Source organism: Desulfoluna sp. CLI2B (assembly GCF_056847375.1).
The window spans coordinates 2,616,893-2,640,264 of record NZ_CP186557.1 but is presented as its reverse complement, the minus strand read 5'-3'; the positions used below and the strand labels follow the sequence as shown (position 1 = coordinate 2,640,264).

Annotated in this window: 21 protein-coding genes and 1 pseudogene; 5 read left to right on the top strand and 17 right to left on the bottom strand. The window is 57.0% G+C overall.

Features of this window, described 5'->3' with window-relative positions; all coding sequences use genetic code 11:
- Nucleotides 1–314 precede the first annotated feature (314 nt).
- Nucleotides 315–908 (bottom strand): hypothetical protein, encoded by a 594-nt coding sequence (locus ACOYW2_RS12460; protein WP_482770613.1) that lies wholly within the window; start codon nt 906–908, stop codon nt 315–317.
- 378 nt (nt 909–1,286) lie between these two features.
- Between ACOYW2_RS12460 and ACOYW2_RS12455 the strand changes: the two genes are divergently transcribed.
- Entirely contained in the window at nt 1,287–1,844 is a 558-nt protein-coding gene (locus ACOYW2_RS12455; protein ID WP_482770612.1) for a DUF6160 family protein, read from the top strand.
- A gap of 344 nt (nt 1,845–2,188) precedes the next feature.
- Here ACOYW2_RS12455 and cuyB read toward each other — a convergent pair whose 3' ends face one another.
- Both cuyB and ACOYW2_RS12445 read right to left on the bottom strand, forming a co-directional pair.
- The gene (cuyB, locus tag ACOYW2_RS12450) at nt 2,189–2,887 is read right to left on the bottom strand and encodes a cysteate racemase (RefSeq protein WP_482770611.1); all 699 of its coding nucleotides are present in this window, start codon (nt 2,885–2,887) and stop codon (nt 2,189–2,191) included.
- A gap of 427 nt (nt 2,888–3,314) precedes the next feature.
- The gene (locus tag ACOYW2_RS12445; RefSeq protein WP_482770610.1) at nt 3,315–3,752 is read right to left on the bottom strand and encodes a universal stress protein; all 438 of its coding nucleotides are present in this window, start codon (nt 3,750–3,752) and stop codon (nt 3,315–3,317) included.
- Between the two features lie 571 nt (nt 3,753–4,323).
- On the opposite strand from ACOYW2_RS12445, the gene ACOYW2_RS12440 reads away from it, so the two are divergent.
- Nucleotides 4,324–4,524, top strand: coding sequence for a cold-shock protein (locus ACOYW2_RS12440; RefSeq protein ID WP_180141557.1), 201 nt, complete (start codon nt 4,324–4,326; stop codon nt 4,522–4,524).
- Nucleotides 4,525–4,725: 201 nt separating this feature from the next.
- Nucleotides 4,726–4,956, top strand: a complete 231-nt coding sequence (locus ACOYW2_RS12435; protein ID WP_482416070.1) for a hypothetical protein — start codon at nt 4,726–4,728, stop codon at nt 4,954–4,956.
- Nucleotides 4,957–4,994: 38 nt separating this feature from the next.
- Here ACOYW2_RS12435 and ACOYW2_RS12430 read toward each other — a convergent pair whose 3' ends face one another.
- The 4 genes from ACOYW2_RS12430 to ACOYW2_RS12415 form a co-directional block, all read right to left on the bottom strand.
- Nucleotides 4,995–5,513, bottom strand: coding sequence for a hypothetical protein (locus ACOYW2_RS12430; RefSeq protein WP_482770609.1), 519 nt, complete (start codon nt 5,511–5,513; stop codon nt 4,995–4,997).
- Nucleotides 5,514–5,623: 110 nt separating this feature from the next.
- Nucleotides 5,624–6,562 (bottom strand): DUF2156 domain-containing protein, encoded by a 939-nt coding sequence (locus ACOYW2_RS12425; protein ID WP_482770608.1) that lies wholly within the window; start codon nt 6,560–6,562, stop codon nt 5,624–5,626.
- A 115-nt stretch (nt 6,563–6,677) separates the two neighbouring features.
- Nucleotides 6,678–7,103, bottom strand: a complete 426-nt coding sequence (locus ACOYW2_RS12420; protein WP_482770607.1) for a GNAT family N-acetyltransferase — start codon at nt 7,101–7,103, stop codon at nt 6,678–6,680.
- A gap of 15 nt (nt 7,104–7,118) precedes the next feature.
- Complete coding sequence (locus tag ACOYW2_RS12415; protein ID WP_482416074.1) at nt 7,119–8,033, bottom strand: GGDEF domain-containing protein; 915 nt, start codon at nt 8,031–8,033, stop codon at nt 7,119–7,121.
- A 485-nt stretch (nt 8,034–8,518) separates the two neighbouring features.
- Between ACOYW2_RS12415 and lepA the strand changes: the two genes are divergently transcribed.
- Nucleotides 8,519–10,351: a translation elongation factor 4 gene (lepA, locus tag ACOYW2_RS12410; RefSeq protein ID WP_482770606.1), complete on the top strand. Its 1,833-nt coding sequence runs from the start codon at nt 8,519–8,521 to the stop codon at nt 10,349–10,351.
- Nucleotides 10,352–10,609: 258 nt separating this feature from the next.
- Here the strand turns inward: lepA and ACOYW2_RS12405 are convergent, their stop codons facing one another.
- Together ACOYW2_RS12405 and ndk are read right to left on the bottom strand one after the other, a co-directional pair.
- Nucleotides 10,610–11,341 (bottom strand): RNA methyltransferase, encoded by a 732-nt coding sequence (locus ACOYW2_RS12405; RefSeq protein WP_482423184.1) that lies wholly within the window; start codon nt 11,339–11,341, stop codon nt 10,610–10,612.
- A 122-nt stretch (nt 11,342–11,463) separates the two neighbouring features.
- Nucleotides 11,464–11,877: pseudogene (gene ndk, locus ACOYW2_RS12400) on the bottom strand (nucleoside-diphosphate kinase).
- 438 nt (nt 11,878–12,315) lie between these two features.
- Here ndk and ACOYW2_RS12395 point away from each other — a divergent pair.
- Entirely contained in the window at nt 12,316–12,513 is a 198-nt protein-coding gene (locus ACOYW2_RS12395) for a hypothetical protein (RefSeq protein WP_180141533.1), read from the top strand.
- Between the two features lie 326 nt (nt 12,514–12,839).
- Here the strand turns inward: ACOYW2_RS12395 and ACOYW2_RS12390 are convergent, their stop codons facing one another.
- The 8 genes from ACOYW2_RS12390 to ACOYW2_RS12355 all read right to left on the bottom strand — a co-directional run bounded on the left by ACOYW2_RS12390 (nt 12,840) and on the right by ACOYW2_RS12355 (nt 22,751).
- Nucleotides 12,840–13,298: an ATP-binding protein gene (locus tag ACOYW2_RS12390; protein ID WP_482423181.1), complete on the bottom strand. Its 459-nt coding sequence runs from the start codon at nt 13,296–13,298 to the stop codon at nt 12,840–12,842.
- Nucleotides 13,241–13,618: a nucleotide-binding protein gene (locus ACOYW2_RS12385; protein ID WP_482770605.1), complete on the bottom strand. Its 378-nt coding sequence runs from the start codon at nt 13,616–13,618 to the stop codon at nt 13,241–13,243. The genes ACOYW2_RS12390 and ACOYW2_RS12385 overlap by 58 nt, the downstream gene beginning before the upstream one ends.
- A 217-nt stretch (nt 13,619–13,835) precedes the next feature.
- Nucleotides 13,836–14,153, bottom strand: coding sequence for a hypothetical protein (locus ACOYW2_RS12380; RefSeq protein ID WP_482770604.1), 318 nt, complete (start codon nt 14,151–14,153; stop codon nt 13,836–13,838).
- Between the two features lie 164 nt (nt 14,154–14,317).
- On the bottom strand, nt 14,318–15,205 hold the full coding sequence (locus ACOYW2_RS12375; protein ID WP_180141527.1) for a dihydropteroate synthase: 888 nt from the start codon (nt 15,203–15,205) through the stop codon (nt 14,318–14,320).
- A gap of 117 nt (nt 15,206–15,322) precedes the next feature.
- Nucleotides 15,323–16,675, bottom strand: coding sequence for an acetyl-CoA decarbonylase/synthase complex subunit gamma (acsC, locus tag ACOYW2_RS12370; RefSeq protein ID WP_482770603.1), 1,353 nt, complete (start codon nt 16,673–16,675; stop codon nt 15,323–15,325).
- A gap of 99 nt (nt 16,676–16,774) precedes the next feature.
- Entirely contained in the window at nt 16,775–18,988 is a 2,214-nt protein-coding gene (gene acsB, locus ACOYW2_RS12365) for an acetyl-CoA decarbonylase/synthase complex subunit alpha/beta (protein WP_482416082.1), read from the bottom strand.
- 81 nt (nt 18,989–19,069) lie between these two features.
- Nucleotides 19,070–21,088 (bottom strand): anaerobic carbon-monoxide dehydrogenase catalytic subunit, encoded by a 2,019-nt coding sequence (gene cooS, locus ACOYW2_RS12360; RefSeq protein ID WP_482423177.1) that lies wholly within the window; start codon nt 21,086–21,088, stop codon nt 19,070–19,072.
- A 91-nt stretch (nt 21,089–21,179) separates the two neighbouring features.
- Complete coding sequence (locus ACOYW2_RS12355) at nt 21,180–22,751, bottom strand: acetyl-CoA decarbonylase/synthase complex subunit delta (RefSeq protein WP_482770602.1); 1,572 nt, start codon at nt 22,749–22,751, stop codon at nt 21,180–21,182.
- Nucleotides 22,752–23,372: the final 621 nt, after the last annotated feature.

Below are 23,372 nucleotides of genomic sequence, written 5' to 3'. Positions count from 1 at the left end.
TTACTGGGTCGTGGTGATGACAACGGTTCCACCTTCAACCAGCGTTTCCCCTGAGAAATAAAGGGTCCCCAAGGTCCCCGAGTAATCCCCGGGTGCTCCTCCGATATCCCCTGCGTTGAGACCGGCCGAATTATTGGACAGCTTAACGGTGTAAGCACCACTGTTTCGTGTAATAAGGCGGTTGATGTCAACCTGTATGAAGCTCGTATCTGCGGGGATGGTTGTAAACACGCGCCATTGGGTCGTATCGCCTTCTCCGTGGGGGATCATGAGATACAGGGGCCGTTCGCCGGTTCGGGCAACCGTCTGGGCCGTTATCCCGGATAGGCACGGAATGAGGTTTCAGTGGTGATATCGCTTTCCGTATAGGTATTCCCCTGGTAGCTGAGAAGGGTGTCTCCGTTGGGGGGGGGGGCTTCCATATGTGCTTTTGATACACGGATGGTTTTGTAGCGTGAGCCGTCCTCAAACGTGGAAGGGACGATAAACTGACCGAAAAAGGTTCCGTGGAGGTGGACATAGGTTCCGGTGTCTTCTTCAAGGTAGAAGATATTTCCCACCTCAACATCCCCGTTGAAATCTTCGGCTTCGATGCCGAGGCGCTCATTTGCCTCAACACCCAAAAAGTCGAGAATAACGGTGTTTGTGTTGTCGCCGTTCAGGGTGGACGGGGTAAGGGTGGGTTTGGGCTGGAGGGGGTGAAGGGTATCGTCTTCGGGGTAAACCTCCGTGGCAACGATGTAGGCTGTTTCACGTGCCTCGTTGGATTGCTGAGCGGTTGCCTGGCCTGTGATACTCTCCATGGCATGGTTGGTGAGGGTCTCCATGGCAGACGGTACGGAGGCGCCCGTCAGGGCAACGGTGGCCCATAAAAATATAAAAAAGATCCGCAGAACTCGATATGCCATGCATCTCCCCCCGTGATGTGCATACGATACGTGGTGCTGGGTTTGTTGGTGTCTATAAACAACGTTTATAGTATGAAAGAAACGTTACCAGATGCCTAAATGCGGGTCAAGGGAAACTTGAATCAGCCCATTTGACAGGTAGCTATCTATAAACACTGAAAAAATGTGTTGACAGTCAGGGTGGGGTGGAGGATAACTGTTTTACGTAGGTGAACGTTGTTTATTTTAAAGTACGTCGAAATATCAAGGTGTTTATGGCCTGTGTCCGGCAGATTCCCTGTCGGGCTCTTATGTGCAGGAGCCGGGCCACACGGGAATCCGTCACAGCTGATGGGCGGATTTTTGGCAACTAACCTAAATTTTGAGGAGGGTGATTGAATGAAGAAGATTCTTTTGGTGGCTGTGTTGGTACTGCTCCCCCTGTCTGCCTTTGCAGACCTGAAAACCATGGATGCCGAGGCCCTGGATGAGATCACGGCACAGGAAGGGGTAAAGATTGAAATTGGCGGAGCTTCAGACTCTGGCTTTGCAGGTGTTGATGCTGCCATGAAAATTACCAAGTCAAATGCTTCTTCGGCATGGCAGAACGGTGATGCAGGTGACGCTACCGCAGGTGCCATTCTGATGGTTGAGGGATTGTCCCAGGAAATTTTCGTTCAAGGTGAAATCAGTATCCTTGCCGAAACGGATGCGACAGATAACAGTTACGTTCAGATTCAGATCGGTAAAGAAAATACCGCTTCAGGGAGTGACCCCTCGAATGAAGACGCCCTTGATATCGTTCAAACGGCCAAGGCTACGAAAATATACATTCAAAATCAAGCCATTACAGGCGGTAAGATAGTCGGGGAAGCCGGGCATTGCCTTGGTACCAGTTATGCTGCCGGTGGGTTGACAACGGTCCTTGGAAACATCAAGATTTCTGCACTTCCGTAAATATCCTTCCTGAGTGTATTGATTGCGATAAAGCCCTGCCGATTGGCGGGGCTTTTTTCGTCCTTTTGATAAAGAAATGATTCGTTCGTCTTATCGTCGGAGGTTTCCCCGTTAAACCTGATGACTCACAATGCACGGTAACGTCATCCAAATGCTTCGAAGCCTGTGAATCATTCTCAAGTGGAGCCTGGTCCTGATACAGGGTGTTGTTCCTTGCCTTCAATATTTTGCACGGGTGAAGCTCGTCAGCAAATGTGTCGGGCGAGGAACGAGCCCCGGAGCATTTGCGAACCTGGGGTGCAGGGGCTGAAGCCCCTGCCCGGCGGAGGCTGATTTTTGATGATTTAAATCGTGTGCTTTCCAGCAAAGCGGATGGCGGCCTCTGCGATGACGGTCAAAGGGTCCACAAAGGGGCCGGAGAATCCGTAGAGTTTCTGTGCCACGGAGAGTTCGGTGCAGCCCAGGACAAAGCAGGTGGCGCCTTGGGCTTTGAGGGCGGCAACAGCCTCCATGAATCCGTCGATGGGAACGGTTTCCCCAGCCTTGATGCCGTAGATAAGGTCGGTGACGTGCTGTTGCATGGCGGGGTCGGGCATCAGGGGAGTGAGGCCGTTGGCGGAAAGGGCTTTGGTGTAGACCCCGGCCTTGCAGGTGCCCTCGGTGGCAAGGACGCCCACGTGTCGGGTGTCGGGGTAGTGGGTGCCGATGTAGGAGGCGGTTTCGTTGACCATATGGAGAAAGGGAATGGAGATCCCTTTGGTGATGTCCTCGTAGAAGTAGTGGGCGGTGTTGCAGGGCATGATGAGGAAGTCGGCGCCCATGGCTTCCAGGTGGGTCGCGGTGGCGGTTAATTCCGGGCGCGGGTCTTCGCCGCCTGCCACGATGTGGGCGGTTCGGTCCGGGATCCCGGGGTTGCTGTCGATGAGGACACGGATGTGGTCCTGATCCTTGGATACGCGGGTGAGGGTGGCGACTTTCTCAAAGAGCATGGCGGTGGCCAGCGGGCCCATGCCGCCGACAATTCCTAACGTTTTCGAAGACATCTGTTGCTGCAACTCCTGTAATCGGTTTTGTATAAGCAAAAAAGCCTTTGCCGACGAGGGTGGAAACACCACTGCCTGCCTGAGGGCTTAGGTCGGCAATCTTCTTTTTGGCATCTTATACACCAGATGTGGTGAGGTTGCATGGAAAATTGTCATTCATGGGGAAGGCCCTTGGGGGGCACCGGGGGTGGTTGTCTTTTCCGAACGGGTTTGGGGGATCGGCGGGCGCATGGGAATGGGCGGCGGAAAAGGCAATCGCGCCGTTGTTCACAACCATACCTCTGGGGGGGACCCGGGGCACCTGGCTTTGTCCGTGATGGCACACCCTGCCGCGCACCCCTCCCGGGCGAAGCCCGGGAGGAAGGTGTGGGCCTTCACGTCATGGCACACTGCTGATGACGGGTCCTAAATCTGTACGCCCCCTGTTTCAGGTGGAGATGACCTCCACGGGTACGGACGCCATGCGCTTTACTTTTTCCAGGGTGGGCTCACCGATATCCGGGATATGGGGCTCGTGGCCTGCCATGACCACCATGTCCATGCCCTCTTTGTCGATGAGCTTCAGGATCTCGTCTGCGGGTTCACCCACGGCGGTGTGCCGGGTGAACAGGGCGCATCCGTCCAGGTATTTGGAGCAGAGCTGGTTGAGCCGCTTGGCTGCGGACTCCTCCTCCCGTTTGGTGAGGCGCTTGACGTGCTGTTCGTCGTACTCACCGTACCAGGGCTCATGCCGGGCGATGTCCGGAATGACATAAAGAATGTGGACATCGGCTTTTTTTTCACGGATCAGGTTGGCGATATAGGGGAGAGCTTTTTTTGCACGCCGTGAAAAGTCTGTGGGCCAGAGAACTTTGGGGTTGTTCATATGTTACCTTCCTCGGGCAGATGCGACGGCACCGCCCTTGTCTGTGAAAGGGTGTGGTTTTGGTGGGGTTGCACGGGGTGCGGATTGTGGTGGGGTGGGGAGGGCATGGGGATGAATGAAGGGTGCAACCGGATTATTAAGATTATACCACAATGTGGTATGGACGTGCTCTTTTTTTCCCGTTTTGTGCAGGGACAGGCGGTGGGGATGCGAAGACCGGCCGGTGGCGCCTGTTTGCCTTGCCTGCATGGGGTGCGGTACCCGGTGGTACCCCCATGGGGGAGGAAATAGGTACAGCAAGTCGAATGATTTCTATGGCGCACAGACTTTCCGGTGATTGCGGGATGTTTTTAGATTGATTTGCAGGCAAGAGTATGAGAGAGTTTCAGTAAGATGTGTGTGTGTAGCACGGATCAAATCTTTTAAGACTTCCCGTTTTAAGTGGGCAACGTGGCCTGCGCAAGGGGGGAGTTGTTGCGCTCTCAGGAAAAAGAAAAACGTGTCATCGTGACATCTACCTTAGGAATGAGAATGCATGAAAACACTAGAACAATGATGAGGAGATCGTCACATGGCAAACGGTATTGTAAAATGGTTCAATGAGCAGAAGGGTTATGGCTTTATCGAGCAGGAAAACGGACCCGATGTTTTCGTTCACCATTCAGGTATCAATGCAACCGGCTTCAAAACCCTCAACGAAGGCGACCGAGTGACCTTCGATGTTGAGCAGGGTCAGAAAGGTCCTGCAGCTGTGAACGTTACCGTTCAGTAGCACCAGCTTTTCATACGGCTTTTACAGAGCGCGGCTTCCCGACCCAGGGAGGCCGCGCTTTTTTTTTGCTTTTTTCCTTCTGGCATGTTGCTTGCGGTGTTTGCTATATATAGACATCATGGGCACGGATGGGGTCATCCTCTCGGATTCCCCCGGACGCTGTCTGCGGATTTGCCAGCGTACCCGACGACGGAGGACACCATGCTGATTTCCGAACCGACGTTTGTCCAGATTGCCGATGCCATCGAAAACGGGGTACGTATCGAACTGGGAACCACGGCACATGACAACTCCCTTGCGCGGGCATACCACGAAACCGAGCTTATTGCCGAGTGCAAGGGCTCCTACACGGACCTCAACGAGGTGTTAACCGAGCTGGACAACCTGCTTTACGATTGGAACGCAGCCATCCAGGCGGACAGGATCGATTAGAACGCATTCATGGGGTGTGTCAGGGAGTTCCCGGAGCCTTACCACCGCTCTGCGTGACGTTTGTCCTGCTCGGTGGGTTGGGGGGGATGGGAGGTGGGTCGGATATCGGTCCAGGCGACCATCACGTACTCCTTTTCCGCCCGATAGAGCCTCTGGAAGAGCTGGTCCAGAAAGGTGGCCATGTCGCGGGGGGAGACCTTGGGGCCTGAAAGGGTAAAGTGGTCGTGTCGCTTCCAGTGGGTGAGGACGAACCCGTCCGGGAGGTGGATCCCGATGGTCTTCAGGCGTTCTGCCGGAGAGAAGGGCGGGCTGTAACGAACCATGAGGTGGGTTGTGGTGTCGCCCGGGACAAGGCGAACAAAGGGGCCCTGGACATGCTCCAAGGAAAAGCAGGCCGCAAGATCAATATGGTGCCGGTAGCTCATGAGGATCCAGGTCACCAGGGAGACGGGATCCGGAAACTCCGGCGTTGAACTGACCCCGGAGAGGAGGTCCTCCCGGTGTTCACGGGCGAAGAGTCTTCTCAGCCAGCGTTTGATTGTGGGGACGATGGGCATGGTTCCAACTCTCCAAAGTGGCGGAGACGATGTGTTTGTCCGGCATCCGTTCGGGATGCCGGGGTCCTTTTCTTATGTATACCAGAGCCTTGCCCGTCGGTCGCCCATTTTTATGGGTTGAGCTCCAACGTATAGGATTTAAACCGAAGATGGGGGTGGTAGGAACGCTTGGCATGGCGCAGGCCGGGGTCATCCATATCGCACTCCTTGTTGATGAGGGGGGTGTCCGGGAAGAGCATGCGGGCGCATTGCCGGTCGAAGAATTGATACAGCCCTTTGATCCCCGGGTCCGCCTTCTCAAAGTTGAAGTCGGCCATGTCACTGGTGAGGTCCGTTGCCATGCCGAAGGCTTTGACTTCCCCGTCCACCCTTAGGAGGATGCCCCGGAGCCCCTGGAGAGAGTCCATGAGATCCAGGCCATGGGTACAGGCCACCTTTTCGCCCAGGCCATCCTCATCGGTGTGAGCTTCCGGGGGCTTAAGGCTCCACCAGTAGGCCAGGAAGGCCTTGCACTCGTCCCGGTTTTCTTCGGTGATGGCCTCCACCTTCACCCGTCCTTTTTCCACATACTCCCGTAAAAACTGGTTGATGAGGTTTCTTTTCTTGCTGAATTTGTTGCCCTTGAGTTCGGCGAGGTCCTCTTTTTGATAGACGTAATCCTCGTAGTCGGTCTGCTCCTTGACGGTGAAGAGTCGTTCCACGGCATCCCGGCCCCAGGTTTCCAGGTACGCTTCATGGACAAAGCTGATGCGGGGGATTCCATGGGTACGGCAAAGGGCTGCGAGCCGTTCCGGACCCCAGTCGATGCCGTTTGGGACCGGCAGGATCAGATAGTCCTGATCGGGCTTTGCGGGAAAGAGGCGGGCGACGATGACGTCGCTTTTATCCACGGCAAAGGCCGGGTAATAGACGTGGGTCTTCCAGATGATGAGGGCGCCAAGGGAGTACCCGCACAGGGGATTGGACTGACCGTTGAAGTAGGGAAAGAGGTCGGCGTGGTGTTCGGGAAGAAGCGGCGCCATGCCGCACTGGTCGTGTCGTTTTGTCATGATTGAGTCTTGCCGTGTGATGGGAGGTGGTGGGTTAAAGGGCGCGGTCCATGCTGAGACGGAGCGGCGTCCGGCGGCCAAAGGTCCGAGGGACTGTTTCCATGAACTGTCCGGGTCAGGTGCAGGTTGTATCGAACCGGTACATGGGAACCGCCCCTTCAAGGGCGGCAAAGCCGAATTTCCGGTAGAGGGGCGGGGAGCCGTTTTCCCCGATGAGCCCGATCCATGTGATGCCGTCCTGCTCAAGGCGCCTGAGGATCATTTGAACGATGCGCCGCGCGATTCCCCGGAGCCTGTGGCTCTCCACCACGGTGATGTCGTGGAGGTAGGCGTCCCCCACGCCGTCGCTCAGGGCCCTTCCGATGCCGATGATGTGCCCGTCGTCCCAGGCTGCAACGTAGCAGTGGCTTCCCTGGATTACCCGGTCGATTCGCGCGGGGTCGGAGACAGACTCCGGCCACCAGTTCTGGCGATGGTAGATGCCTAAAATTCGGTTTTTTTCCTCGGAAGTGGGGTGCGTGAGAAAGTCGACGGTAATCATCCTGATCCAGCGTGTCTATTCGGTGTTGTCTTTGTTTAAAAGGGAGATGAGATCTTTTCCCCGTGCCTTGGAAAGGTACATGGCCCGGTCTGTCCTGCGGACAAACTCTTTCAGGGGTTCCCCCGAGGCGTATTCGGTGAGGCCGATGCTGAGCGTCGTGATGACGGGTTCAGGGGCCGACACCGGAGAAAAAGAGCTGTCCCGCATGGCTTTCTGGATCCGTTCTGCGACCACCAGCCCTTCGTTGACAGTGGTCTCCGGTAAAATGATGGTGAACTCCTCCCCGCCGAAACGGTAGCCGGAGTCCATGGTTCGCAGGCATTCCCGGATCACTTTGCCCAGGTTGACCAGAATGCGGTCCCCCTCAAGGTGTCCATAGGTATCGTTGAAAATTTTGAAATTGTCAATATCGAGGAGCATCAGGGACAGGGGCCGGTTGTACCGGTTGAAGCGATCGATCTCTTTTTCGAGCTGGTTGTAGAAATAACGCAGGTTGAAGAGTCGCGTAAGGGGGTCGGTGACGGCCATGCGTTTTAGCCGGTTGAGCATCTCGTTGCGCTCACAGGTCAGGCGCCGTTCGTGGAGCACCCGCTTGATGCGCAGAAGAAGCTCCTCAAAGCGGACCGGTTTGAACACAAAATCACTGGCCCCCTTGTTGATGGCCTCCTCATAGGAGTAGCCAGTGCTGTACCCGGTGAGGATGATGACGTCGGTGGCAAAATTTTTCTTGATGGTATCGGTGAGTTCAAACCCGTTGGTCCCCTTGAGAGGGATATCGGTGATGACGATGTCCAGGGGAGATATTTCAAGGTGGGTCAGGGCTTCGCTTGCCGAGGCAAAGGCGATGACATCAAAGCCTGCAAGGGTAAGGTAATCGGCAACGGAGTCCCGAACGCTTTTGTCCTCATCGACGATGGCTATAGAACTCATGGCAACCCTTGTTGTCGGGGTGAGTGGTTGGCATCATCTGCAGCTCTGATGCCTTGAATTATGGGTGCACTCGACGCGTGAAATATCCGGGTTCGGTTCACAGGGGCCGTCCGGGCCTGACTGGCCGGGACACCATGGACGACGTGTGATGTGATAGATTATGCATATCCCCCGGTGCGTAGAAAATGATCCGGGGGAGGAACCCATGGAAAGGTCCGGTTTGCAGGCCTTTGGGTGACGCGACCTTGCGGGGGGGTGACCCATGGCTTGACAGGGCAAAAGCCGATTTGATAGATAATGATGTTTTTATTTGAAAACTATAGCGGTTCGGTTTGCTTATGTCAACCGTATACACCGTCACTTTTCTTTTATATATCTGAAATTTCACAGTATTCACGCGTCGGGCTTGGTGGCTTTTCCCCATGGGGAGATAGCCGGGCGAGCCTGTCTGTGAAGAATCGCTCAGGAGCATCAGTCGAAACGGCATGAAACATATTCGTAACTTCAGCATCATCGCCCACATTGACCATGGAAAATCCACGTTGTCGGATCGCCTGATTCAGGAGACCGGCATCATTTCCGATCGCGACTTCAAAGATCAGATCCTGGATACCATGGACATCGAACGGGAGAGGGGAATTACCATCAAGAGCCAGACCGTTTCCCTTCCCTACACCGCCAAGGACGGGAAGGAGTACGTGCTGAACCTCATCGACACCCCCGGGCACGTGGATTTCACCTATGAGGTTTCACGGGCCCTGGCTTCCTGCGAAGGTGCCCTGCTCATTGTGGACGCCAGCCAGGGCGTGGAGGCCCAGACCCTGGCCAACCTCTACCTCGCACTGGAACATGACCTGGAGATCATCCCCATCATCAACAAGATCGACCTGCCCAGTGCGGAGATCGAGTGGGTCAAAGGGCAGATCGAAGAGGACCTCGGCCTGGATTCCGAGACAGCCATTCTAACCTCGGCCAAGAACGGTATCGGCATTGCCGACGTGCTTGAAGGGGCCGTGGAGATGCTCCCGGCGCCGGAAGGGGACCCGGACGCCCCCTTGAAGGCCCTGATCTTCGACTCCCATTACGATCCTTACCGGGGCACCATTGTGCATTTCCGAGTCATCGACGGCAAAATCAAGGCCGGTGACAACATCAAGTTCATGAGCAACGATGCCTCCTATAAAGTGGAAGAAGTGGGCGTGTTCCAGATCGTGCGGGTGCCCAGAAAAGAGCTCTCCGCAGGGGAGGTGGGGTACCTTATCGCCGGGATCAAGACCGTGAGCGACACCCGCTGCGGTGACACCATCACCCACGTCAAGGGTGGCTGCCCGGAACCGGTGGCAGGCTTCAAGGACCCCACACCCGTGGTGTTCTCCTCCATCTACCCCGTGGCCTCCGACGACTACGAAGAGCTCACCGTGGCCATGGAGAAACTCCAGCTCAACGACGCGTCCCTGATTTACGAGAAAGATTCGTCCGCGGCCCTCGGCTTCGGGTTCCGTTGCGGGTTTCTGGGCCTGTTGCATCTGGAGGTGGTCCAGGAACGCCTGGAGCGCGAGTACGGCCTCTCCCTTATCCTGACGGCCCCTTCGGTTCAGTACGAAGTGGAGTTCAACACCGGTGAGGTGGAGATCATCGACAACCCTGCCCTCTACCCGGACCCCACCACCATCAGCCGCACCAGTGAGCCCTTCATCAAAGCGTCCATCATTGTGCCGGAACGGTACATGGGGGCGGTGATGAAGCTGTGCCTGGATCGTCGCGGCATCAGTGTCAACTACCAGTACCTCACCAACGGCCGCATGGATATGATCTTCGAGCTGCCCCTGGCCGAGGTGGTCTACGACTTTTACGACAAGCTCAAGAGCATCACCCAGGGTTACGGGTCCTTTGACTACGAGATCATCGGGTACAAGGAGACCGACCTGGTGAAGCTTGATTTCCTCATCAACGGTGAGAAGGTGGACGCCCTTTCCCAGCTGGTCCACAAGGACATCCCGCAGGGCCGGGTGGCCTGTGAAAAGCTGAAGGAGGAGATCCCCCGCCAGATGTTCAAGGTGGCCATCCAGGGGGCCATCGGCGCCAAGATTGTCTCCCGGGAGACCATCTCCGCCTACCGCAAAGACGTCACCGCCAAGTGCTACGGCGGGGACATCAGCCGAAAACGAAAGCTTCTGGAAAAGCAGAAAAAGGGCAAGAAGCGCATGAAGATGGTTGACAGGTGCGTCCGCTTGTTGCCGTGCTCAAGTCCGACGATTAAAAGCGATGCCTTCTGGTTCGCAAATGCTCCGGGGCCAAAGCCCCTGCACATTTGCTGACGGGCTTCGCCCGTAAGTAACAGCTTTTCTCTTGTAAAAGGCGACGCATAACGACAAAGGGCCATGATTCCGCAAAGAATCATGGCCCTTTTTTTAATCAATAGTGTGCGCAACGGCTTGCTTTCCGGGCAAGGCCATGCAATCCAGCCCTTAGCCCTTAGCCCTTAGCCCTTAGCCCTTAGCCCTTAGCCCTTAGCCCTTAGCCCTTAGCCCTTAGCCCTTAGCCCTTAGCCCTTAGCCCTTAGTCCTTAAGCCCTTTCATCCCCTCAATTTTTTCAGGGTTTTCCCGATGAAATCCAGAACCAGGGCGGTATCACCCGCACGGAGTCCGGCCCTGGACAAGAGGTTGCGGAAGCGGGCCGGCCAGTGATCCGGGTTTTCCGGGTTGTGGAGCTCAATGGCCATGAGGAGCTCTTCAATGGCCTCATGCACCTTGCCGACCTCCTGTTTGTTGGCCAGGCGCAGAGCGCTTTTTTCTCCTGTGGGCTGTCTTCTGGAGAGCTCGTAGCAGAGGATCATGACGGACTGGGCCAGGTTGATGGAGGAGAAGTCCATGGTGGGGATGGAGACGAGGGCATCAGCCAGGCGGAGTTCGTCGTTGGTCAGGCCCTTGTCTTCGGAGCCGAAGAGGATGGCCACCTTGTCGTCCGGAGAGAGGCCGCCCACACGTTCCACCAGGCTCTGGGGGGTGATGAGGCCCTGGCGTTTTTTTCCCTTCCGCGTGGTGGTGGCGGCCACGAAGGTAAAGGGCTTGAGGGCATCATCCAGGTTGTCGTGGACGGTGAGGGTGTCGATGATGCCCGCCGCGTGGTGGGTGGCGGTTTTCCGCATGCGCTCCTGGTCCGGCTCCAGGGGATTAACAAGGATCAGCTCGGAAAAGCCCATGTTCATCATGGCTCGGGCAGCAGATCCGATGTTTTCCGGGTAGCGGGGCCGCACCAGGACGATCGGGACTACTTCAAGCCGGGTTGGGATGGGGGCGTTGCTCATGGTCGTGTCTGACATCTCCTGACTGGGTCGGAAAATAAGGGCTATGCCCTAAAAAAACGAGAGCACCGGAATCGTCGGTGCTCTCGAAGGTTTTTTTGTCGGCGGGGGAAAATATGCTTTAATCAGGCCATGATGTCAAGGGATGAGAAGAAGTAGGCGATTTCCGTTTTTGCCGTCTCCGGCGCGTCGGAGCCGTGGACCACGTTGCTTTCGATGGATGATGCAAAATCTTTTCGGATGGTTCCCTCTTCGGCCTCTTCATAATTGGTAGCCCCCATGATCTTTCGGTTCAGGGCGATGGCATCTGGCCCCTCAAGGACCATCACCACCACGGGGCCGGAGCACATGAAGTCGGTGAGGCTGTCGAAGAAGGGGCGCTCCTTGTGGACGGCGTAAAATCCCTGGGCCTCCTGCTTCGTCATCTGCAGCATGTGCATCGACTAACGGTCAAGCCCAGGATCAAAGCGCCGGATCACGTCTCCTATGATGTTTTTTCTGACACCGTCGGGTTTGATGATGGATAGCGTCTGTTCCATTGGGATGAATGCTCCTTGGGTTGTGTGGTTGGTGAGGGAATATGACAATGCCGGAGGCCTGTCTTGTCTCCGTCCGTTTTATCCTGTTGATATCTATGGCCTTGGGATGACAACCTGATGACGCCGGGCCGGGCCTTTGAGGCTGCCGTTGCCGATGCGGCACAACGGTGTAACGGTATTGATGAAACCACATGGGGGATGGGTTTTCCATAGCTTTTCTTTATTGACAAGGGTAAATCGAATGTTTACATTGTGCCAAGCCCGATAGACGAAACGAAAGTTTCATTTTTCTTATATATTTACAGCTTCTATGGAGGTCCCATGTTAGAGGTGACTGCGGCTGCAACGCAACAGATTGCAGAATATTTCAAGGGCAGGGAAGTGATGCCCATTCGTATTTTTCTCAACTCCGGTGGCTGAGGGGGCCCCTCCCTTGCCATGGCTCTGGATGAGTCTAAAGACACCGATGAAAAATTTGAAGTGGATGGTTATGTCTACATCGTAGACAAAGAGTTCCTGGCCCAGGCCCAGCCCATCAAGGTCGATTTCCTTGAAGTGGGTTTTAAAGTGACCTCAAGCCTCAAGCTTGAGTCCGCTTGCGGCAGCTGCAGCTCCACCGGCTCCTGCTGCTCCTAATCGCGTTTGCCCGCCATGGCGGGTGACCTGATTACGAAGACGTCCATAACGCCCCCTTTCTTTTTCGAAAGAAAGGGGGCGTTTTTTTTGTGTGTAACTATTCAGCTTATGCCTCCGGCGGCCCTGCCGGGGGCTAAACGTTTGCCTGATTTTATAAAGGCGGGTTTAACAAACAGGTTTTAAAGAATCTTTTTGAGTGAATTTTTACTTTAAAGGCGGATGTGATTTGACCCGAGGAACGAGGGGCAAAACACATCCGCAACCTGCTTTCAAGGTGGTACACCTTGCCGCCGGAGGCTGTTTTTTAGCGGAATAGTTACGTTTTTTTATGCCAGGGCAATGAGCTTTCTGGCGATATCCATAAGGGCCTCGGGGGCGGTTTCAATGCGTTCGTAAGGACGCTCCCCGGAGCGGTCGGAGTCCGCCACTTCATCGAGTTCCGGCACAAACCCCAGGATCTCGAAATCACTTAAGCTCTCCTCGATCATCTTTCGATCCTCATCGGTGCGGATCCTGTTGCCGATGATCATGACCCGTTTGATGCCCAGCTCCTCGGCCAGTTTGCGGATCTGAAGGGCCGCCACCCGGCTTCTCTTGCCGGGGTTCACCACGGTGACCAGGGCGTTCACCGATGAGGTGGTCGCCCGGCCCAGGTGCTCTACTCCGGCCTCCATGTCCATGACCACCACCTCGTCGCGCTGAAGCACCAGGTGCATCATCAGGGCTTTCAGGATGGTGCTCTCCGGGCAGATGCAGCCGGATCCGCCCTTTTGAACCGTTCCCATAGCGAGCGGCTTGCCGAGCGCCAGTCCCGTTCCAGGGAAAACCGGTCGGGGATGTCGTCCACCTTGGGGTTGAGGGTGAAAAACCCTCCCATGGTTCCGGGTTTTGCCCCGGTCCTCTCGGCAATGAGGTCGGAGAGCTGGGCGATGGGGGTGATCTCCATGTCTTCGGAGATACCCAGGGCCGATGCCAGGTTGGAGACAGGGTCTGCGTCAATGGCGATGACCTTTTTCTCCTCCTGGGCGATGATGCGTGCGATAAGAGCGGTAAGGGTTGTCTTGCCGACTCCTCCTTTGCCTCCAAAAGCCAGTTTCAAACTCACAGATTCATCTCCCGTCGTGGGGCAGGCGCTCCGTCACAGAGCGCTCCCCGGATATGTCAAAAACTCGCGGAAGGACTCGCGTTCCCGCTGGTTCGTTTCTTTTATTTTACTATGGGCCATAAGCCCCTGTGGCGCAAGGGTTGAGGGGGCCTTTACACAGATCAATGGGGGATTGTGACGAGGCCGCTCTTTTTTTGTTTGCCAGGCGCGTCTTTTTTCAGGCATCGCCTGCGGCGGAAAAGGGGCTGATCTTTTCAAGGATGGCCCCTGTTTTGCTACCTGCCAGCATGAAGATAAGAAAGCGCTGCTCGGCAGCGTAGCGGTTCAGGTCGTCACGGTGGATGGCCTGGGCCTCGAAGACGGCATGCCGTTCCATAAAGTGGGCGGAGCACATCAGGGCGCTCTCTTTGTCGTGAAAGGCTGGGATGAAGCGAATCCCCAGCTCCTGATCGTCGAACCCGGCAAAGGACTCGTCTTTTCCGGGGTTGTTGACGTAGATGTAGACCCAGTTGGTGTCGTGTTTGGTCTTGTCCATGGTTGTTGCCTGTTGCTCCTTCCGTCTCGTCGGAAGATGAGAAAAGCCCCGCAGGGGCTGCGGGGCTTCGGGTTCATGGGGGGACGGTGCGTCGTTGGGGGCATTCTCCCGGTTTTCAACAAAAATAAAGGGTACCATCAAACCGGCCCGTCCCATGGCAATGGTTAGACTTCCAGCCAGGAATCTGAAAAGAGGGTGTGGCCCAGGATGACGTTGCAGGTCTTCACATAGCCGCGGAGCTCTTCACTCAGGGAATCCAGGGCAGGCGGGTTGCCGTCCATGGTGTTTTGGATCACCTCATAGATGTCGGGGCGATTGCCTTTGCTCAGGCCCATGGTGGCGTCGTCCTTGGCGTCGGCGATAAAAGATTCCATGCCCTTGATGTTCAGCATGGAGGTAAAGGTGATGTTGATGATGTGCCGCAGGTGATCGGGTACGCCGTTGGAGATGTTGGAGACCCCACAGGTGCTCCGGGCGCCCGGGGCGATGTCCTGGAGCATGTCCATGAAGTTGAGGAGGCTCACGGCCTGGGGCTGCTGGATGTTGACGGGGGTGACGATGCCGTCCACCCAGATCTTTTCGTTGGGGATCCCCGCTTCGTTGGCTGCGTAGAGGAGCTCCACGCACAGGGCGGCGCGTTCGTTTTCATCCCTGGGCAGGCCTTCCGGTCCCCACATCAGGGCACAGAAGTGGGCGCCGCTTTCGGCGGCCAGGGGGATCATACGCTCATAGCGTTCGGGCACGGCCATGATGGAGTTGATCATGGGCGGCAGTTTGCACTTGGGAAGGGCGGCTGCGATGGCGTCGATGTTGGAGGTGTCGAGGACCAGGGGAATGTCATCCACCACTTCCTGCACGGTTTCCACAACCCAGGGCATCAGCTCTACGCCGTCTTTCTTGGCGGGACCGAGGTTGATGTCGATCCAGTCCACGCCCTTGGATTTCTGGAAGAGGGCCTCTTCCTGAATCGGCTTGGGATCTCTCTCTCTGAATCCGCGTCCGATCTCTTTGCCGATAACGTTCAAGCTTTCTCCGATGACTTGAAAACCCATAAAATTCCCTCCGGATCTGAGTTGATGTTGCAAGAACAGAAAAACGTGCGTGAGTTGGAAAATAAGCCCGTCCCGCCCCGGTAACCGGGCGGGACGGGCGACAAGGGCGCCGTTGGATCAGGCGGCACCGACCTTGGCCTTCAGGAAGGCGGGCAGGTGCGCAGCTTCTCGGGGACCGACGGTGATGCTCCAGTCGGGGAGCTCTTCTTCCACATCCCCTGCGATGGCTGCGGCGTAGCCGGGGATGATCAGCTCGTTGTGCTTGATCTTCTCGGAAATGCCGCTTTTCTTCACAAAGACCCCCACATCATCGCCGCTGAACTTGCCAGCGGCCCAGGCCGTGAGGACCGAGAGGCCCTCGGCTTCCTTGATGAGGAGCCAGCAGGGGACCCTGCTGCCCTCGGCTTCGCCGGAGACGATGAAGTAGGTGAGGGCAAAGTTGGTGGTGACCATCACCGGTGAGTTCTCGTCGGGGTTGCCGATTTCGTAGATGCCTTCGGTGACCGTCATGGGGCGCTGCGGGTCGGTGAAGATGTTGAGGCGTTCCAGCAAAAGCGGGAAGAGGGTCTCGGTGTTGAACTCGGAGAGCACCACGATGCCGCCGTACTTGGCCACGAACATCCCGGCGATGAGGGCTTCCATGTCGGCGTTTCCGGCCATTTCGCAGGGAAAGGTGATGGTGGGAAAGCCCAGGGAGCGGTTGCCGCCCTTGAGGGCTGCCCGCCGGATGGCGACCTGATCGGCAAAGGAGCCTTTGAGGTCCCGGCTGCCGGAGTCGATGACGATGTCCTTGATCCCCATGGCCGTCAGTTTGTCGGTCAGGGGGATAAGGGCTTCGACACCGTCGGCCTTGACAGCCACGGGAAGCTCCGCCGCCTTGGCGATCTCACCGAAGGCCTCCACGGTGGCCTCTGTGGCGCCGTAGATGAGGGGCCGCTTAAAGGCCGTGGCCTCCACGCCGGCTTTCATCACTTCGGGGTCTTCGCTCATGAGGATGAGGTTGAACTCCGAGGTTTCGGCGATGGTTTTTGCGGTTTTGGCAAAGGCATCAGGGCCTGCGCCGTCGTCCTTGACCGCGATGAGCTCGGGCCGGAGATTAAGGCCCACGCGCTCGTACTGGAAGGCGTTCCAGGCCGTCAGGCGGGCCGCAAGGTCGGCTTCAGCCATGGAAGAGGGAATGGTGGCGGCCAGGGTGGTGGGGTTGTAGAAGGTCTTTTCGTGACGGTACATCACGGTTTCGCCGCCTGCGGTGGCTTCACGGACCCCTTTGCCCAGCTTCACTGGGCGAATGGGAGGGGCCGAGGCTTCGGCGAGCTTTTCCCTGGCTTCGTCCGAGACGTAGGGGCAGTTGTCCAGCTCCGCCTTTCCGGATGCCAGGTTCATGGCAAAGGCGAGGCAGGTGGGCACCCCGCACTCTTTGCAGTTTGTTTTGGGCAGCAGTTTGAAGATCTGTATACCGGTAAGAGCCATGTGTATCTCCTTGTCTGGGTCCTGTCTGGATGACGCTCGATAACAATGCCGGACAGCAGGGCCTCCGGGCGGCAGGGCGGCCGCCCGGAGGCCGTGGCATTATCCGATGAGCGGGTCCATGGACATGGCGGGGTGACCTTTTTCCTCGAGGAAGGGCAGAATTTCCTCTTCGGTGGTGCCCACCGTTTCATCGGCGATCATGTTGTAGAAATCGGGATAGCCGTTTTCTTCACCGTACTTATCAAGGCGATCCTTAATCTCTTCTTTCAGCATCTTGGGCATCCAGACCATGCGGAGCAGTCCGCCGTCGCCCTTGATGAACTTTCTCTGGGTGATGTTGTACTTGGAGTGGCCCACAAAGCCCGGGGAGGAAGCACCGCCGCCCATGACGCCTGCAAGGGTGGTGAACTTCATGCCCGAGGGGGTGTCTCCGGCAAATTCCCGGTTGACGGTCATGACCCCGTTGCAACTGGGGAGCATGGCGGCGATACACTCACAGCAACCGCAGGTGGTCATGGGGTCGATGACCATGGAGTAGAAGTTGTAGTGGGTGACGGCACCGCGGGAGGCTTTTTCAACAAACTCGTTGACACCTTTCCACTGACCGAGGACCGGGTCGAGGCACTCGCCCTTTTCGATGGGCTGGTTGGGGCCGGTGGGGTTGATCTCAAAGGCTGCCCGGCAGTCCATCCAGTTGTAAGCGCCGCACAGGCCGGTACGCTCGGGGCTCACCGTGCAGACGTGGTTGGGGGCAAAGGACTGGCAGAGGGAGCATGAGTAGAAGATCTCCACATCCTCGTCCGTCATTTTGTCCACACGCTCGTCACGGGTCTTGTACTCGGCACGGGCCGTTGCCGTGAGCTTGGCCACGTCTTCTTTGCCTGTGTAAAGGGTCACTTGGACCTTGTCGACGATCTTCTGGAACTCCTGATGGAACTTGGCGTGGAGGACTACACCGATGTCCTTCAGGGTAAAGCCTTTGTCCACGGCGGACTTGCTGACGCGGACCCAGGAGATGTCGCGCTGGCCGATGTGCATGATGCCCTGGATGTAGTTGACCAGGTGGTGGATCTGGCGCTCCATGATGGGCTCAAAGTCTTCCTGGAACTCACGGCCGGCGATCTGGATAAAGATGCCCAGGTCCAGGGTGTCCCCTTCGGAGAGGTCGGGGATGTCCTTGCCCACCACGATGACCTTGCCGTCTTCGATCTCGCTCATTTCCGCGCGCTTCACCAGTTCGGTGCACTGGGTCTTGCCACCGCCCATCTGGCTGTGCAGGTCGGCACCACGGACACGCTCGCCTTCGTAGGCGGGGCCAAAGGAGCAGGGGATGTTGATGTCGGAGACGGTGACCTTGAGGCCGCGCACTTCCACGGACTTCTGGCAGATCTCCTCGTGGGGGACGTTGGCCACCACGTGCTCGTAGGTACAGATACCCGTGGGCAGGATCTCGGGGATGTCGGTGTCGGCAAGGGTGGGGAAACCCCAGTTGACGCAGCCGGCGGCCGCCACGCCCCACTCGGTGCCCACATCGCCCAGGGCGTTGACAAAGGCGAAGATCCGCTCTTTGTTGTACATGAGCATCTTGCGGTGATCCCCGGGCTGAACGCCGCCGAAGGCCATGGCCGCACGGTTGGCAAAACCGAGGGCGAAGACGGCAGACGAGATGTCCGGGCCAAAGGGCACGATACGGGTGTTCCAGCCCACCTGCACATCCTGCTCCACGAGCTGCTGGATGACGCTGGTGTTGTTGTGGTTGGCCGCGCAGAAGATATAGAGGCTCTTCTTCTGGTAGTCTTCCACAATGTCCTTGGCGATTTCAGAGTTGGGGGCGGCGCCCACGATGGCTGCAAAGCCCGGGGCGCTGCCGTCTACGAACTCCACGCCGCGCTTTCGCAGGATGGTGTCGTCGGCGGGGCCGAGCCAGATGCTGCCTGCTTCCACGTCCGGGTCTTCCGTAAAGGAGTAGAACTCGGGCTCGTTCAGGATGCGTAGGGCTTCCTTGATTTCATAGGCGAAGATGGCTGCCATGCCGGCGTCGAGCAGGGGCCCCAGGTAGGGCAGGTGGTTCTTGCCCTTGACGTGGGGAGGGAGAAGGCCGCGGGCAAAATCCAGCGGTTTTTTCATATCTTCCAGGGTCTCTACCTTGATACCCAGAAGGGAGTAGATGACCGGCAGGTAATAGGCGGTGTTGCCGAAGCTTACCTTGGTGCTCGCGTCAAATGTTTCAAGTGCTTTCTTGTACTCACCTTCCACCTGGGAGACCACTTTATAACCACCCTGTATGGCGGCGAATGCGACTAATTTGGACATGCTCTTCCTCCTTCGTTGAGGATATTCTTAAAGGTTGATGATCAAGCATGTGGATGGCGGCCGGACCGGGCCGCCGACCCGCTATCCGTCGATGGCCTGACGGGCGGCCATATCCATGAGGACACGTTCTCTTGCCTTGTCGATACCCAGCTCCTGGCGCTTTTTGTCGATATGGGCGATCATCTTCTGGGCGTGTTTGACAGGGTCGGGCTCGCAGTCCCACATGCCGCCGTAGAGACCTTCGAGGTCGGTGTAGAGATGGTCCTTGAAGACAGGGGCGCCGTCCACGGGCAGGGTAACGCCAAAGACCGTGTAGACACCGGAGGTTACGAAGTAGTGGCCGATGGAGATGGCTTTCTCGCTCATCCACTCCGGGGCGCTGCCGGCCACGGGAAGGTCCTTGATCTCTTTGCCGAGTCCGCCGGCCTTGACCACTTCGGTGGCGGCCAGGAGGATACGGGAGTTGTCCACGCAGGATCCCAGGTGGAGGACAGGGGGGATCCCCACGGTTTCACAGACCTCGGCAAGGCCGGGGCCGCAATGGACGGCTGCACACTCGGGGCTGAGGAGGCCGGCCATGCCCGCTGCGATGGCGCTGCAGCCGGTGGTGAGGACGATGACGTCGTTTTTGATGAGTTCCTTGATGACGGTGATGTGGTCGTTGTTGTGCTTGGTCCGCGCGTTGTTACAGCCCACGACCCCGGCGATGCCCCGGATGCGGCCGTTGATGATGTTGTCGTTCAGGGTGTAGTAAGAGCCCCTGAAGGAGCCGCCCAGATGGTACTCAATGGATTCCACGCCGAAACCGACCACCTGGGTCTCTTTCTGTACGGGAATCATCACCTCGGCCTTGCGGTTTTCGAAGTTGTCGATGGCCATCTTGACGATGCGCTTGGCGTCTTCCATGGCATGGTGCTCGTCGAACTCAATGTGGATGACGTTGTTTTGCTCCATGCGGGCGATGGGGTGGGTGGTGATGAGCTTGGTGTGGAAGCACTTGGCCACGTTGGCCAGGTTCTGGAAGATACACTGCACGTCCACGACCATGGCGTCGCAGGCGCCGGTGATGATGGCAAGCTCCTGCTGCAGGAAGGTCCCCACGATGGGCACGCCGTGGCGCTGGGCCAGTTCGTTGGCCGTACAGCAGATACCGCCGAGCTGGATGCCCTTGGCACCTTTTTCCGCTGCGTAATCCATCATCTCCTTGGACTGGCTGGCGGCCACGATCATTTCCGAGAGGATGGGCTCATGGCCATGGACGACCAGGTTGACGTGGTCCGCCTTCATGATGCCCAGGTTCACTTCGGACTGCACGGGGCTGGGGGTGCCGAACATGACGTCCTGGAGGTCGGTGGCGATCATGGAACCAACCCAGCCGTCGGCCAGGGCCGCACGGGTGGACTGCTTGATGAGGTTTTTGTAGTCCTGGTCCACGCCCATGTGGGTGCGGTGCATGATCTCGACGATCTCGCGGTCAACGTTTCGGGGAAGGACGCCGAGCTCTTTCCAGCGGTTGTAGGTGGCCTCGGGGGCACGCTTGATATAGAGGCACTCACTGTCGGGCTTGCCCCATTCGTTCATGGCCTTTTCGGCCACTTCGAGGGCGATCTCGTCCATGTCGCGGTCTTTGACTTCGCCGTCCACGGTGACGGTGGTGTCCACGTCAAAGTGGGGAGCGATGGCAAGAAGCTTGTGGTAATCCTTGATCTGGTAGTCTTCGGTCTCTTTTCTCGCAACGGAGAGGAATACTTCAGCAACGCCGCGTCCGTGGTCGGAGTGGGCGGAAGCGCCGCCTGCGACCATGCGGGCGAAGTTACGCGCCGCAATGGTGTTGGCAGTGGCTCCGCAGAGGCCTTTTCGTGTGTCTTCGCCTTCGATGCCGCCCTTGGGAAGGGGGAGGCGGCAGGGACCCATGGCACAGTTTTTACAGCAGATGCCCTGGATACCGATGTTACAGGGCTTCATGTTTTCAGCCCGGTCGAACACGGTCTCGACGCCGAGTTCCTGGGCTCGTCTGATCATTTGCTGAGTCGCTGGATCAATGGAGGCATTGAGCGGATCTGCCAGCTTCATTGCCTTTGCTTTTTTTTCGTCTGCCATCAGAGGTTCCTCCTCTTGTTGTAGGGTCATCCTTTGCCTTGCACTCAAAGCGCGCTTCGATGCGGCTTCGTGAATGAACGTACCTTAAGGCTTACGCTACGCGACGGTGGATCATGTTGAGGCGATCGATGAGCTTGTCCAGCTGGCTCTTTTGTTCTGCTGCCGCGGTGAGTGTCCTCAGGGCTTCAGGCTGGGTTCCACGGGTCTTGGCCATCTCGGCACGGGCCTTGGCTCGCTCCGCGCGGATGGCTTCTTCGGCTTCTTCCCGCTTGGCCTTGGCGTCGATTTCAGCCTGCTTCTTGGCCTCTGCTTCGGCTTGTGCTTTGGCTTCCGCATCTGCCTTTGCTTTGGCTTCGGCTTCTGCCTTGGCCTTTGCGTCCGCCTCGGCTTTGGCCTTGGCTTCGGCTTCCGCCTTGGCTTTGGCCTCTGCGTCCGCTTTGGCCTGGGCTTCAGGATCTACCTTCGGTTCTTCAACCTTGGCAGGTTCAGCGGCCTTGGCGGGCTCGGGGGTGGCCGGGGCAGGCTTGGCTTCCGTCTTGGGAGCGGCAGGGGCTGCCGGAGCTTCTGCAGCGGCTTTGGGTGCCTCTTTTTTCGCGGGTTGGGGGGCTGCTTTTTTCTCTTCTGCGATGGCGGTATCCGGGGCGGGGGCAAGGCTTGCGAAGTCGACATCCACGTCGTCAAGCTGTTTGGTGATGCCTGCCACGTCGGTGGCCATGCCTCCCTCGATCATCAGGTCGATGAAGGAGCGGACGAGCCGGGCGGCTTCGGGGTGGCGCATAATCAGGATATCGCCGCCGGCGACAAGGTAGGAAACGGCGCAGACGGCCTCCATGAGGATGCCGCGTTTTTCAGGGTCGCCGAGGATGGGGGCCTCTTCAACGCTCTGCTTGGCTTCCTTGCACTTCCAGATTTCGTTGCCGAGGTTGTTGATGATGGGGAACTGGAGTTTGTCGTCGCCCTGCTGCATGGCTGCCATGCGCAGGCGCTCCATGACGGAGTAGGAGTACTCCATGCCGTAGCCGAGGCCACCGGTGGTGGGGTCGACAATGACCCTGTCCATGGGCATGCCCAGGTTTTCCAGAAGGATGTTGACCTGTTTGGCCAGGTTGACGTCGATGGGGGATGAGGAGATCAGGGCGTGGCCGTAGCCCATGGCCGAGGCGCCGATGCCTTTGTGGTTGGCGTCTTCAACCGGGCCCAAGGTGAGCTTGAATTCCTGGCACTCTTCCGAGACGGCTTTAAGGACCTCTTCATCCTTGCCCGGGTTCGAACAGCCCCAGACAATGAGGGGCACGTCGATGGCTGAGGCCACCTTTTTTACTGTGGCGGCGGCTTCGGCGGGGCTGGCGTCTTTGTCGTTGGGATCGATACTTTTGAGTTGCAGTACGATGAGTTCTGCGCCGAATTTCTCCACGCAGAGTTTTGCCCAGGCCGCGGGATCGCTAACGACATCTTTAAACGGCGCCAGGCAGGCTTCGGGCCAGTCTTCAGGTGCCATGTCCCAGACTTCCATGGCGATTTTGGGTTTGTGCGGCATGTCCCCTTCAAACTGATAGAAAGGGTAGCATGAGGCACCACCGACGGAGATGGCGTTGTCGCCTGCTCCGATGGCAATTTCCTTGATGCTTCCTGCATAGGACTCTTTAATGATTTCGAAACCCAATGTTACCTCCTTGTCGTTGACTAATTATATGGATGAAGGCGTCCATTCGTTTATTCGTGTCGATCACGCCCGTCGGATTGTGACGATCCTTTGGGCGCTTCGAGGAGAAACCTGAAGTTTTTAAAGAGCGGAGTTGGAAGGTAACGCAAGAGAGCGTGTTAAGAGATCGTGCTGGGCACGGCGTTTACTCTTCTATTTATATGATTCTGAATTGTGATTCTTTTTTTTATTTTAGGATAGCTAAACCATGAAATTTCTAACAACTGCCTTGGGTGCTGTCAATATTAAATATCATATGATTCGAATTATTTTTCCCGGGATGATCTTTGAGAAGTAATATACGGTTTTTGACAGTGAGCGTCAGTTAAATATTGAAGGTGTTGCGCCATGATAGTTCGGGGTTAAGTCGACGCTGCGAACCTTATAAGTGAGGGGCTCTGAAGGATATTCTTTCTGTTGGAGTCAATGGATGACAACTGTCATTGATGAGTAACATTAAAAATACTAATTAAGCCGAAAAAGTGCTTGACTGGTATGGGGTATTGAGAGATAGTTCCGAATAATAAACAAAGGATAGAAGGCAATCCGTTCTGTTGTCATGGCGTTTGGAACGGCGTTTAC